The sequence below is a fragment of the Barnesiella sp. ET7 genome (assembly GCF_024733785.1).
GTDB lineage: Bacteria > Bacteroidota > Bacteroidia > Bacteroidales > Barnesiellaceae > Barnesiella > Barnesiella merdigallinarum.
The window spans coordinates 51758-64722 of the sequence record NZ_JANRHM010000005.1 but is presented as its reverse complement, the minus strand read 5'-3'; the positions used below and the strand labels follow the sequence as shown (position 1 = coordinate 64722).

The window sequence follows — 12965 nt, the reverse complement described above, 5'->3', positions numbered from 1 at the left end:
AGTCACAGAATCTGAAACTTAACACCCAACGAGAGGCGCAATATGTCCCAAAAAGAGATGTAGCGGTTGGTTATGGCACTGGTTACATACATATCGCATGTACTGAACTCGTAATAAAACGAAACCGAGCGATGAAACTTGCGGCGGGGTTCAGGAATACGCAGAGTCCACCGCTGCCCCAACCCCAAATTCATTCGTACACGGGTCGAGAACCAATAGTAACCATTGGGATACTTGTCGAGCTGACTCACCCAGTAATCCCGGTCCATAATCACATTGACGAAAAAGCTGCACGACAACGGCTCGAAGGTAAAAGGCGAGTTGCCCAACTGCACTTTCCACGGATAATAATTCTGTTTGAGCGTGAGAGAGACACGTGCATGGTCGTCGCTGAACTTGGGTATCAGCCCCAGTATGAAATCGGTCTCCCAGTGATCGCGCCCATAATTCCAGCCCGTACCCACCGAAACGGCCCCCATCAGGCCTCCAGTCTGCAACTTGACATACCGAGGCACCAGACGATTCCATCCCGACCGATACTGTTCTACCCGATAATCGTATGCAGGTAGCTCGGTCGGAGTCTCACCATGAGCCGACATCCATACGCACAGAAGCGACAAAGTCACCATCAATCGGTTAAAAATAGACCGGTTCATAACTGTATCCCTCCGCGTTTATCGTAAACATCAGGTAGAAACGCTTCCCGATACAGGGCGTTTCGTAGTAGATTATACCGTCGCCAAACTTATCGGCTTCGGCAAACGTATGCCCATGCCCGTACAGGCCGCACAGAATCCCGGGCGACAACTTCACATAGAGATGAAAGACATCGGCTACATTATTATTGAACTGCTCGTCGCCCGGCGCCACGTGCATGGCATAAATCGTGCGACGATATGCCGGATTATCATCCTTGAGCTGGGCCTTGATAAAGGAGAAATCGGGTATCGGGTTGGAATAATCGAACTCCAGGGCGTTGGTGTTGAGGCAGATAAATTTCACATCGCCGGCCATAAAGGAGAAATTCTCCTCCCCGAAGACCCTACGATACACCTGCACTCCGTTGCCCAACACGTCGTGATTGCCCAACAGCACCACATAGGGAACCTTCAGTTCATTGAGTATGTCGCGCTGCCACAGAAACTCCTCAGTAACCCCGAAGTCGGAGACATCTCCTCCATGCAGCACAAAGTCGACATCGTCGCGACTGTTGAGATGCGCGACAAAAGCCTCGGTCTCGTCGTACCATCGCTGAGTATCGCTGATAAACGCAAACCTGAAACTGCTCTTTCCGTCCAGAGCCTTCTCGATACGGGCCACATTGCGGGCATTGATGCCGGTGTCGCCCGTTACCCGGGCATCGTACGGACTGCTCTCCAACAAGTTACACGACGTAATCGTCAGCAGCAGAAGCAACCAGACTACATTCCGGCATCTATTCTTCGGTAAATACACTATCCTCATACGGGCCAAAGGTATATCTTTTTACGCCACCGGCAAGAGCCGGCTTCTAAATAGGACAAGATTGCCGAACTATCAACCAACCCACCTCCAACAGCATGCAACAACTCGGGCTGTTGCTGCCGGGCATAAAAAAAGGGAGCGACCCGTGTATGGAGTCGCTCCCTTTATGCTATAATGTTCAGCTCGTTATCAGTTGGAGAAGTCGGTTACGTTCTTGCGGTTGGCAAACACACGGTCGAATTCCTCTTTGGAACCTACGATGAGCTTGTCGAACTCGCGTTGACCGGTACCGGCCGGGATGAGGTGACCGCAGATGACGTTCTCCTTCATACCCTCGAGCGTATCGACCTTGCCGTTGATGGCAGCCTCGTTGAGCACCTTGGTCGTCTCCTGGAACGAAGCGGCCGACATGAAGCTCGACGTTTGCAGAGCGGCACGGGTGATACCTTGCAGAATCTGCTCGGAGGTTGCGGGGATAGCATCGCGCACCTGGATGAGCTTGAGGTCTTTGCGTTTCAGCGCCGAGTTTTCGTCGCGCAGCTTGCGGGCCGTTACAATCTGACCGGCCTTGAGCGTTTGCGAGTCGCCCGGATCGGTAACCACTTTCTTGCCCCAGATACGGTCGTTCTCGTCCATGAAATCGCGTTTGTCGACAATCTGCTGTTCGAGGAAGCGGGTATCTCCCGGGTCGAGAATCTGTACCTTGCGCATCATCTGGCGAACGATTACCTCGAAGTGCTTGTCGTTGATCTTCACACCCTGCATGCGGTATACGTCCTGAACCTCGTTCACGATATATTCCTGTACAGCCGTGGGGCCTTTGATAGCCAGGATGTCGGAGGGCGTAACGGCACCATCGGAGAGGGGCGTACCGGCACGTACATAGTCGTTCTCCTGAACCAGAATCTGCTTCGACAGCGGTACCAGATATTTCTTCGTCTCGCCGGTCTTCGATACCACCGAGATTTCACGGTTACCACGTTTCACTTTACCGAAGATAACCTCGCCGTCGATTTCCGAAACGACAGCAGGGTTGGACGGGTTACGGGCCTCGAACAACTCGGTTACACGAGGCAGACCACCCGTGATATCACCGGCCTTACCTACGGCACGCGGTATCTTCACGAATACCTCACCGGTCTTAATCGTATCGCCATCCTCGATCATCAGGTGAGCACCCACAGGCAGAGCGTAAGTTTTGATTACCTGTCCGTTCTCATCGAGAATCTGAGCCGACGGTACACGGGTACGGTCTTTCGACTCGATGATAATCTTCTCTTTCAAACCCGACTGTTCGTCCGATTCTACACGATAGGTAACACCATCTTCAACGGCTTCGAATTTGACTTTACCGCCAACCTCCGAAACGATAACGGCGTTGAAGGGGTCCCATTCGCAAATCATGTCGCCCTTCTTCACGGTATCGCCGTTGTTGAAGTACAACTTCGAACCGTAAGGAATGTTGGCCGTCATCAGCACCATCTTGGTGTGCGGATCGATAATACGCATTTCGGCCAGACGACCTACGACAATCTGTACCTTCGTGCCGCTATCCGATACGCTCTCTACGGTACGAAGCTCTTCGATTTCGAGGATACCGTCGTAACGCGAGTTTACGCTCGATACGGCAGCGATATTCGAGGCGATACCACCGACGTGGAATGTACGCAGTGTCAGCTGTGTACCCGGCTCGCCGATAGACTGTGCAGCAATCACACCCACAGCCTCGCCTTTCTGAACCATGCGGTTGTTGGCCAGGTTGCGGCCGTAGCACTTGGCGCAGACGCCTTTCTTCGATTCGCAGGTGAGCACCGAACGAATCTCGACTTGCTCGATAGGCGACTCTTCTATCTTCTGGGCAATAGCCTCGGTTATTTCTTCGCCGGCGTGAACCAGAATCTCGTTGGTGAGGGGGTTCACTACATCGTGAACCGATACACGGCCCAGGATTCTTTCGCCCAGCGAGGCTACTACCTCTTCGTTGTTCTTGATTTCGGTGCAAACCAATCCGCGCAGGGTTCCGCAGTCCTCCTCGTGAATAATCACATCGTGGGCTACGTCGACCAGACGACGGGTCAGGTAACCGGCGTCGGCTGTTTTCAAGGCGGTATCGGCAAGACCCTTACGAGCACCGTGCGTAGAGATGAAGTACTCCAGCACCGACAGACCCTCCTTGAAGTTGGCCAAGATAGGGTTCTCGATGATTTGACCACCCTCGGCACCCGACTTCTGCGGCTTGGCCATCAGACCACGCATACCGGAGAGCTGACGAATCTGGTCCTTAGAACCACGGGCTCCCGAGTCGAGCATCATGAATACCGAGTTGAATCCCTGGTTGTCGGCCGAAAGCTGTTTCATCAGGATGTCGGACAGACGCGAGTTGACGTGTGTCCACGTATCGATAATCTGGTTGTAACGCTCGTTGTAGGTAATGAAACCCATGTTGTAGTTGTTCATAATCTGCTCAACCTCGGCATTACCTTCGGCTACCAAAGTCTCCTTTTCAGGCGGAACGAGCACGTCGCCCAGGTTGAACGACAGACCGCCCTTGAAGGCCATGTAGTAACCCAGATTCTTGATGTCGTCGAGGAACTGTGCCGAACGGGTCACACCGCAAACCTTGATTACCTTACCGATGATGTCGCGCAACGACTTCTTCGAAAGAATCTCGTTTACATAGCCGATTTCCTGAGGTACGTATTGGTTCACCAGTACACGGCCTACCGAAGTATTCTCGACCATGTGCTCGATGATGTTGCCGTCTTTGTCGACATCTTTCACCACTACCGATACGGGAGCGTGCAACGAAACCTTACCTTCGTTGTAGGCAATCTCGGCCTCTTCGGGGCCATAGAACTTCAGCCCCTCGCCCAGCGAACCGGGACGCAGTTTGGTAATGTAGTACAGACCCAGAACCATGTCTTGCGAAGGCACGGTGATAGGTGCACCGTTGGCCGGGTTGAGAATGTTGTGCGCACCCAACATGAGCAGTTGAGCCTCAAGGATAGCCTCGTTGCCCAGAGGCAAGTGCACGGCCATCTGGTCACCATCGAAGTCGGCGTTGAATGCCGTACATGCCAGCGGGTGCAGTTGGATAGCCTTACCCTCGATCATCTTGGGTTGGAAAGCCTGGATACCCAGACGGTGCAATGTCGGGGCACGGTTCAGCAGCACGGGGTGTCCCTTCATCACGTGTTCGAGAATATCCCATACGACGGGCTCCTTGCGATCCACGATCTTCTTGGCCGATTTCACGGTCTTGACGATACCGCGCTCGATGAGCTTGCGGATGATAAAGGGTTTATAAAGTTCGGCTGCCATGTTTTTGGGCAGACCGCATTCGTGCATCTTCAGCTCAGGACCTACGACGATAACCGAACGGGCCGAGTAGTCGACACGTTTACCGAGCAGGTTCTGACGGAAACGACCTTGTTTACCTTTCAAACTGTCGGAGAGCGATTTCAACGGACGGTTGGCCTCGGTCTTGACGGCGCTCGACTTGCGCGAGTTGTCGAGCAGCGAGTCGACAGCCTCTTGCAACATACGTTTTTCGTTGCGCAGAATCACCTCGGGAGCCTTGATTTCCATCAATCGTTTCAGACGGTTGTTGCGGATGATAACCCGGCGATAGAGGTCGTTGAGGTCGCTGGTGGCAAAACGTCCACCATCGAGGGGAACCAACGGACGCAGTTCGGGGGGAATCACGGGGATTACCTTCAAGATCATCCACTCGGGACGGTTGCGGCCCTTCGAAGCACGGAACGACTCAACGACCTGCAGGCGTTTCAAAGCCTCGGTCTTGCGTTGTTGAGAGCCGTCGGTGCTGGCGCGGTGACGCAGCTCGTAAGAGAGTTCGTCGAGGTCGAGACGGCACAGCAGGTCGTAGATGGCCTCGGCACCCATCTTGGCGATGAACTTGTTGGGGTCGGTATCTTCGAGCATCTGGTTTTCGCGGGGGAGCGAATCCATGATGTTCAGATACTCCTCTTCAGAAAGGAGGTCGTAAGTGGCCAGGTCGGTTTGAGGACCCGGTTGTATAACGATGTAACGCTCGTAGTAGATAACGGCGTCGAGTTTTTTGCTGGGCAATCCCAGCAGGTACCCAATCTTGTTGGGCAGCGAACGGAAATACCAGATGTGGGCCACAGGCACAACCAACTGGATGTGACCCATACGTTCGCGGCGCACCTTCTTCTCGGTCACCTCGACACCGCATCGGTCGCAGACAATACCCTTGTAACGGATGCGTTTATATTTTCCGCAGTGGCACTCATAGTCCTTTACCGGACCGAAGATGCGCTCGCAGAACAGACCGTCGCGCTCGGGTTTGTAGGTACGGTAGTTGATGGTTTCGGGTTTCAGCACCTCGCCGCTCGAGTTCTCCAAAATCTCCTCGGGCGAAGCCAAACCAATCGAAATCTTCGAAAAGTTACTCTTTATTTTGTTATCTTTTCTAAAAGCCATAAATGTTTAATGTATAAAGAGTTATTGGCCCGGCCGCCGCACAGGGCGACGGCCCGACCGTTTGGATTTTATTTTATTCTAAGTTGACACTAAGACCGAGGCCTCGCAATTCGTGCAAGAGCACATTCAGCGACTCGGGGATACCGGGCGTAGGCATGGGCTCGCCTTTGACGATAGCCTCGTAGGCTTTCGAACGTCCTACCACATCGTCCGACTTGATGGTCAAGATCTCTTGCAGCACGTGAGCGGCACCGAAGGCTTCGAGTGCCCAAACCTCCATCTCACCGAAACGCTGACCACCGAACTGTGCCTTACCACCCAACGGCTGTTGCGTAATGAGTGAGTACGGACCGATGGAACGGGCGTGCATCTTGTCTTCGACCATGTGGCCCAGTTTCAGCATGTAAATGACACCTACCGTAGCCGGTTGGTCGAAGCGTTCGCCGGTACCACCATCGTAGAGGTAGGTCTTACCGTAGCGAGGCAGACCGGCCTTGTCGGTCCAGGCGTTGAGGTCGTCGAGGCTGGCACCGTCGAAGATAGGCGTAGCGAATTTCTCGCCCAGCTCGGCACCGGCCCAACCCAGAACGGTTTCGAAAATCTGTCCCAAGTTCATACGCGAAGGCACACCCAGCGGGTTCAGCACGATGTCGACGGGAGTACCGTCGGCCAGGAACGGCATATCTTCCTGACGCACGATACGCGACACGATACCTTTGTTTCCGTGACGACCGGCCATCTTGTCGCCCACGCTGATCTTACGTTTCTTGGCGATGTATACCTTGGCCATTTGCACGATACCCGAGGGGAGCTCGTCGCCGATCGAGATGTCGAATTTCTTACGACGCAATTCGGCATCGTACTCCTTGTACTTCTTCAGGTAGTTGATGATGGTGGCACGAATCAAGTCGTTCTTGGCGGCATCGGTCGTCCACTTGCTCACCTGTACCGAGGTGTAGTCGATTTTGCTGAGAACAGCCTGGGTAAACTTGGTACCCTTGGGCACGATGTCGGTACCCATAAAGTCTTTCACACCCTGCGAAACCTTGCCTTGTGTGAGCACGAGCAGCTTGTCGATAAGTATCGACTTCAAGCCGTTCATCTTCTCTTCATACTCTTCGTCGAGTTTGGGCAAGATGGCTTTGTCGCTGAGTTTCGATTTTTTCTTCTTGATGGCGCGCGAGAAGAGGTTGGTACCGATAACGACACCTTTCAGCGAGGGGGTAGCTTTCAACGAAGCATCCTTCACGTCGCCGGCCTTGTCGCCGAAGATGGCACGCAACAGTTTCTCTTCGGGCGAAGGATCGGACTCGCCCTTGGGCGTAATCTTACCGATCATAATATCGCCGGGGTTCACCTGGGCACCTACCCGGATAATACCACGCTCGTCGAGATCTTTGGTAGCATCCTCGCTCACGTTGGGAATATCGGAAGTAAGTTCTTCCATACCGCGCTTGGTCTCACGTACCTCGAGCGAATACTCGTCGACGTGAACCGAGGTGAGGATATCTTCGCGAACCATACGTTCGTTCAGCACGATGGCATCCTCGTAGTTGTAACCCTTCCAAGGCATGAAGGCCACCTTGAGGTTGCGGCCCAGAGCCAACTCACCGTTTTCGGTCGAATAACCCTCGGTGAGAATATCGCCGGCTTTCACACGGTCGCCTTTGTGGCAGATAGGACGCAGGTCGATCGTGGTGCTCTGGTTGGTCTTGCGGAATTTGGGTAACTTGTATTCTTTAACGGCATCTTCGAAACTTACAAACTCTTCGTCTTCGGTGCGGTCGTAACGGATGCGGATAACCGTAGCATCGACAAACTCGACTACACCTTCGCCTTCGGCCATAATCTGAGTACGCGAGTCGCGTATCAACTGGCCCTCGATGCCGGTTCCTACGATAGGAGCCTCGGAGCGCAACAGAGGTACGGCCTGGCGCATCATGTTCGATCCCATCAACGCACGGTTGGCATCGTCGTGCTCGAGGAAGGGGATGAGCGATGCGGCAATCGAAGCAATCTGCGTAGGCGACACATCCATCAGGTTCACCTGGTCGGGCGATACAATGGGGAAGTCGGCACCCAAACGAGCTTTTACCCGATTGCGGATAAAGGTACCGTCGTCGTTCAACGGGGCATTACCCTGGGCAATAATCTGACCCTCTTCCACTTCGGCAGTCAGGTATACGACACCTTCGGGCGACAAATCTACCTTGCCGTCTTTCACCTTGCGATACGGAGTCTCGATGAAGCCCAAATCGTTGATTTTGGCATATACGCACAACGACGAAATCAGACCGATGTTAGGACCCTCAGGCGTCTCGATAGGACACAGACGGCCATAGTGGGTATAGTGCACGTCGCGCACCTCGAAACCGGCACGCTCACGCGACAGACCGCCGGGGCCCAGGGCCGACATACGGCGCTTGTGGGTAATCTCGGCCAACGGGTTGGTCTGGTCCATGAACTGCGACAGGGCGTTGGTACCGAAGAAGGTATTGATTACCGACGAAATCGTCTTGGCGTTGATCAGGTCGATGGGGGTGAATACCTCGTTGTCGCGCACATTCATACGCTCGCGGATGGTACGGGCCATACGGGCCAACCCGACACCGAACTGGTTGTATAATTGCTCTCCCACAGTACGCACACGACGGTTGCTCAAGTGGTCGATATCGTCGACATCGGTCTTCGAGTTGATAAGCTCGATAAGGTATTTGATGATCTCGATAATATCCTCTTTGGTGAGCACCTTCACGTCGGGCGAGGTGGAGAGGTTTAATTTCTTGTTTATTCTGTAACGTCCTACTTCGCCCAGGTCGTAACGCTTTTCCGAGAAGAAGAGGTTGGTTATCACCTCACGAGCGCTGGCTTCGTCGGCCGGCTCGGCGTTACGCAACTGACGATATATATAGAGCACGGCCTCCTTCTCCGAGTTACTGGAGTCTTTCTGGAGGGTGTTGAAGATAATCGAGTAGTCCGAGGTATTCCCGCCTTCCTTGTGGAGAAGGATGTTTTGAACCCCCGACTCGAGAATGTCGGCGATGTGCGACTCTTCCAGGACGGTTTCACGAGGAATCACGATTTCGGTACGTTCGATAGAAACAACCTCGCCCGTATCCTCGTCGACAAAGTCTTCGACCCACGACTTCACCACGTTACCGGCCAAGCGGCGACCGATGGCTTTTTTCAGGTTGGTCTTGGAGACTTTGAGGTCTTCTGCCAGACCGAAGATTTCGAGAATGTCCTTATCGGTCTCGAAGCCGATGGCACGCAGCAGCGTGGTCACGGGCAATTTTTTCTTCCGGTCGATATAGGCATACATCACGTTGTTGATGTCGGTGGCAAACTCAATCCACGATCCTCTGAACGGAATGATACGAGCCGAATAAAGTTTGGTACCGTTGGCATGCGTACTTTGTCCGAAGAAGACACCCGGAGAACGGTGTAACTGCGATACCACTACCCGCTCGGCACCGTTGATGACAAAGGTACCCTTAGCCGTCATGTAAGGGATGGGGCCCAAATAAACGTCTTGTATTACCGTAGCGAAATCCTCGTGATCGGGGTCGGTGCAGTATAGTTTCAGTTTAGCCTTTAAAGGTACGCTGTATGTCAACCCTCTCTCGAGACACTCTTCGATGGTGTATCTGGGCGGGTCGATATAATAGTCCAGGAATTCGAGGACAAAGTTGTTGCGCGTATCAGCAATGGGAAAGTTCTCGGCAAAGACCTTGAAAAGACCTTCGTTTTTTCTCTTTTCAGGCGGAGTGTCGAGTTGCAAAAAGTCTTGAAACGACTTCAACTGAACTTCAAGGAAATCCGGATAAGGAAGCGGATTTTTGATTGAAGCGAAATTTACGCGTGGTTTACCTATTGTAGAAGACATTTATAGAATGGATTAAGTGAACTTAATTAAAAATATATACACAAAAAGGTTAAGAATCACCGACTAAGATGATTCTTAACCAACCTATCTGATTACCAGATATATTATTTAAGTTCAACTTCTGCTCCAGCGTCTTCGAGTTGTTTTTTCAGAGCTTCAGCATCAGCTTTAGCAAGACCTTCTTTTACGTTGTTGGGAGCACCGTCTACGAGGTCTTTAGCTTCTTTCAAGCCAAGTCCGGTGAGTTCTTTCACCAATTTAACGATAGCCAGTTTGTTTGCACCCGGAGCTTTCAGAACAACATCGAACGATGTTTTTTCTTCAGCAGCAGCTCCGCCGGCAGCGGGAGCAGCAGCAACAGCAACAGCTGCAGCAGCAGGTTCAATACCATATTCGTCTTTCAAAATTTGAGCAAGTTCGTTTACTTCCTTTACGGTCAAGTTAACTAATTGTTCTGCAAAAGCTTTCAAATCTGCCATTTTTGTATGAATTAAATGTTATTATTCGTAATAATGTTTGTGTATAAAAAGTTATCTTTCTGATAGAGTCTGCAATACTCCATGAATAGTCGAACCGCTTGACTGAAGAGCCGATACCACATTCTTGGCAGGAGACTGCAAGAGGGCGATAACGTCAGCAATAAGTTCGTTTTTGCTCTTGATGGCAACCAGCGTATCCAACTGATCGGCGCCGATATAGAAACTTTCTTCTACATAGGCGGCTTTCAATACGAGGTCTTCAGAGGTTTTTCTGAACTCCTTGATCAGTTTGGCCGGAGCGTTACCCACATTCGAGAAGAACATCGTTGTAGAACCCTTCAAAGCGCCATACAGAGGCGAGTAGTCGGCATCGAGACCTTCGAGAGCCTTGTGCAGCAGGGCGTTCTTTACAACCAACATTTTGATACCTTCCTTGAAACAAGCGCGACGCAGATTGCTCGTTTTCTCGGCGTTCAACGTAGCGGTTTCGGCGAGGTAGAAGCAGCTATACTCCTTTACAGTATCTGCTATTTGTGCAATAATAGTGCCTTTATCTTCCTTTCTCATAATTCCATGTTTTAGTTCTCGTCAACTGATTTGGGATCAATCTTGATACCCGGGCTCATTGTACTCGAAAGATAAATACTCTTGATATAAGCACCCTTAGCAGCAGTCGGTTTCAGTTTGATCAGGGTCGAAACAAACTCACGTGCATTGTCGCGAATCTGGTCGGCAGCAAACGAAATCTTACCTATGGAGGCATGTACTATACCATTCTTGTCGACTTTGAAGTCGATCTTACCTTGTTTTACTTCTTTTACAGCTTTAGCCACATCGGTAGTTACCGTACCGCTCTTGGGGTTAGGCATCAGACCACGAGGGCCGAGGATACGTCCCAGAGCACCGATTTTACCCATGATAGCAGGCATCGTAATGATTACGTCGATATCGGTCCAACCGCCTTTGATTTTCTCGATATACTCGTCCAATCCTACGTAGTCGGCACCAGCCTCTTTGGCTGCAGTCTCGGCATCGGGCGTACAGAGCACCAATACACGCACTTGCTTACCGGTTCCGTGAGGCAACGAAACGACGCCACGTACCATTTGATTGGCTTTACGAGGGTCAACACCCAAGCGTACATCAATATCAAGCGATGCGTCGAATTTGGTAAAGGTTACATCCTTCACCAACTGAGATGCCTCGCTGAGTGAGTAGGCCTTCCCTGCTTCAATCTTTGCTAAAGCTAACTTTTGATTTTTTGTCAGTTTACCCATTTCAATTGAAGTTTATTAGTTATTTACCGGGAATTCCCCTTTTACGGTGATACCCATACTTCTAGCTGTACCAGCAACCATGCGCATGGCCGATTCTACGGTAAAACAGTTCAAGTCAACCATTTTGTCCTCGGCGATTGCTTTTACCTGATCCCAAGTGATCTCACCCACTTTCTTACGATTGGGCTCGGCCGAACCACCTTTTACTTTGGCAGCTTCCAGTACCTGGATGGCAACGGGAGGCGTCTTTACAACAAAGTCGAACGACTTGTCGCTGTAATAGGTGATGACAACCGGCAAAATCTTACCGGCCTTGTCTTGGGTACGGGCATTGAATTGCTTGCAAAACTCCATGATGTTGATACCCTTGGAACCCAGAGCAGGTCCTACGGGAGGAGAGGGGTTTGCTGCACCACCTTTAATCTGTAATTTGATTTGTCCAGCAATTTCTTTAGCCATTGTTTTTAATTTTGATATTATTAAAATACCGAGGATTCATACAAGCGCGTAACCTCTTGTATTACTCCCGCTCTACTTGCGAATTTTCCAGTTCCAACGGAGTCTTGCGACCAAAGATCTTCACCATCACCTTCAGCTTCTTCTTCTCGTTGTTCACCTCTTCGATAATTCCGCTAAAGCCGTTGAAGGGGCCATAGTTTACTTTTACCGTTTCGCCTACGTGATATACAACGGCGGGCTCGTCGCCCACCTCTTGCATCTCGTCTACTGCCCCCAACATACGATTAACTTCCGAAGGCCGCAGGGGCTCCGGTTGATTGGATTTTCCACCCAGGAAATCGATGACGTTGGTGGTGTTGCGCAGGTGGTGAATAACCTCGCCTACTAAGATGGCTTCCACAAAAACATAACCCGAGTAAAGGTTTTTCTCCTTTACCACTTTTTTGCCGTTACGTACGGTGTAGACTTTTTCGGTAGGTATCAAGACCTGAAATACGTAATTGCCAAGATCAGTATTCTTGATTTCGGCATCAAGAACTTCTTTGACCTTGCTCTCTTTTCCGCTAATGGCACGCAGAACGTACCAGCCTTTTTTTTCTTCAGACATTGATTTACCTCCCTAATTAAAAACCTCCGTAAATAAGGTGCATGATTTTGTCAATACATTGATCCATTGCAAATATCACTATAGCGATAATAAGGGAAGCGAACATAACCACTACAGCGCTATTTGCCAACTCCGATTTGGTCGGCCAAGATACTTTATGAACCAGTTCATTGTAAGAATCCTGGATATCGGCAAGTATTTTCAATTTCTTCATTGTTTCATTCAGTTTTGCACGGGTCGAGAGACTCGAACTCCCGACACCTGGTTTTGGAGACCAGTGCTCTACCAACTGAGCTAGACCCGTATAAAATCAGCCCCGCAATGAGGGC

At 51.1% G+C, this 12965-nt stretch carries 10 protein-coding genes and 1 tRNA gene; all 11 read right to left on the bottom strand.

Going from position 1 to position 12965, the window contains the following annotated elements; genetic code table 11:
- Positions 1–2: 2 nt before the first annotated feature.
- Positions 3–656, bottom strand: coding sequence for a hypothetical protein (locus tag NW211_RS04450; RefSeq protein ID WP_258327049.1), 654 nt, complete (start codon positions 654–656; stop codon positions 3–5).
- Positions 637–1464, bottom strand: coding sequence for a metallophosphoesterase (locus tag NW211_RS04445; RefSeq protein ID WP_087408483.1), 828 nt, complete (start codon positions 1462–1464; stop codon positions 637–639). The genes NW211_RS04450 and NW211_RS04445 overlap by 20 nt, the downstream gene beginning before the upstream one ends.
- Positions 1465–1653: 189 nt before the next feature.
- The gene (gene rpoC / locus NW211_RS04440) at positions 1654–5928 is read right to left on the bottom strand and encodes a DNA-directed RNA polymerase subunit beta' (RefSeq protein WP_087408323.1); all 4275 of its coding nucleotides are present in this window, start codon (positions 5926–5928) and stop codon (positions 1654–1656) included.
- A gap of 73 nt (positions 5929–6001) precedes the next feature.
- Positions 6002–9814, bottom strand: a complete 3813-nt coding sequence (rpoB, locus tag NW211_RS04435; protein ID WP_087408322.1) for a DNA-directed RNA polymerase subunit beta — start codon at positions 9812–9814, stop codon at positions 6002–6004.
- 104 nt (positions 9815–9918) lie between these two features.
- On the bottom strand, positions 9919–10293 hold the full coding sequence (gene rplL, locus NW211_RS04430) for a 50S ribosomal protein L7/L12 (protein ID WP_087408321.1): 375 nt from the start codon (positions 10291–10293) through the stop codon (positions 9919–9921).
- Positions 10294–10344: 51 nt separating this feature from the next.
- On the bottom strand, positions 10345–10860 hold the full coding sequence (gene rplJ, locus NW211_RS04425) for a 50S ribosomal protein L10 (protein ID WP_258327048.1): 516 nt from the start codon (positions 10858–10860) through the stop codon (positions 10345–10347).
- Between the two features lie 11 nt (positions 10861–10871).
- The gene (rplA, locus tag NW211_RS04420; RefSeq protein ID WP_087408319.1) at positions 10872–11570 is read right to left on the bottom strand and encodes a 50S ribosomal protein L1; all 699 of its coding nucleotides are present in this window, start codon (positions 11568–11570) and stop codon (positions 10872–10874) included.
- Between the two features lie 15 nt (positions 11571–11585).
- Positions 11586–12029, bottom strand: coding sequence for a 50S ribosomal protein L11 (gene rplK / locus NW211_RS04415; protein ID WP_087408318.1), 444 nt, complete (start codon positions 12027–12029; stop codon positions 11586–11588).
- Positions 12030–12090: 61 nt separating this feature from the next.
- Positions 12091–12636: a transcription termination/antitermination protein NusG gene (gene nusG, locus NW211_RS04410; protein ID WP_087408317.1), complete on the bottom strand. Its 546-nt coding sequence runs from the start codon at positions 12634–12636 to the stop codon at positions 12091–12093.
- 16 nt (positions 12637–12652) lie between these two features.
- Positions 12653–12850 (bottom strand): preprotein translocase subunit SecE, encoded by a 198-nt coding sequence (gene secE, locus NW211_RS04405; protein WP_025279250.1) that lies wholly within the window; start codon positions 12848–12850, stop codon positions 12653–12655.
- Positions 12851–12867: 17 nt separating this feature from the next.
- Positions 12868–12940, bottom strand: a tRNA-Trp gene (locus tag NW211_RS04400).
- Between the last annotated feature and the right edge of the window lie 25 nt (positions 12941–12965).

Coding starts and splice junctions, on each gene's coding strand:
- NW211_RS04450 (WP_258327049.1), bottom strand. CDS start 656: ATGAACCGGTCTATTTTTAACCGATTGATGGTGACTTTGTCGCTTCTG.
- NW211_RS04445 (WP_087408483.1), bottom strand. CDS start 1,464: ATGAGGATAGTGTATTTACCGAAGAATAGATGCCGGAATGTAGTCTGG.
- rpoC (WP_087408323.1), bottom strand. CDS start 5,928: ATGGCTTTTAGAAAAGATAACAAAATAAAGAGTAACTTTTCGAAGATT.
- rpoB (WP_087408322.1), bottom strand. CDS start 9,814: ATGTCTTCTACAATAGGTAAACCACGCGTAAATTTCGCTTCAATCAAA.
- rplL (WP_087408321.1), bottom strand. CDS start 10,293: ATGGCAGATTTGAAAGCTTTTGCAGAACAATTAGTTAACTTGACCGTA.
- rplJ (WP_258327048.1), bottom strand. CDS start 10,860: ATGAGAAAGGAAGATAAAGGCACTATTATTGCACAAATAGCAGATACT.
- rplA (WP_087408319.1), bottom strand. CDS start 11,570: ATGGGTAAACTGACAAAAAATCAAAAGTTAGCTTTAGCAAAGATTGAA.
- rplK (WP_087408318.1), bottom strand. CDS start 12,029: ATGGCTAAAGAAATTGCTGGACAAATCAAATTACAGATTAAAGGTGGT.
- nusG (WP_087408317.1), bottom strand. CDS start 12,636: ATGTCTGAAGAAAAAAAAGGCTGGTACGTTCTGCGTGCCATTAGCGGA.
- secE (WP_025279250.1), bottom strand. CDS start 12,850: ATGAAGAAATTGAAAATACTTGCCGATATCCAGGATTCTTACAATGAA.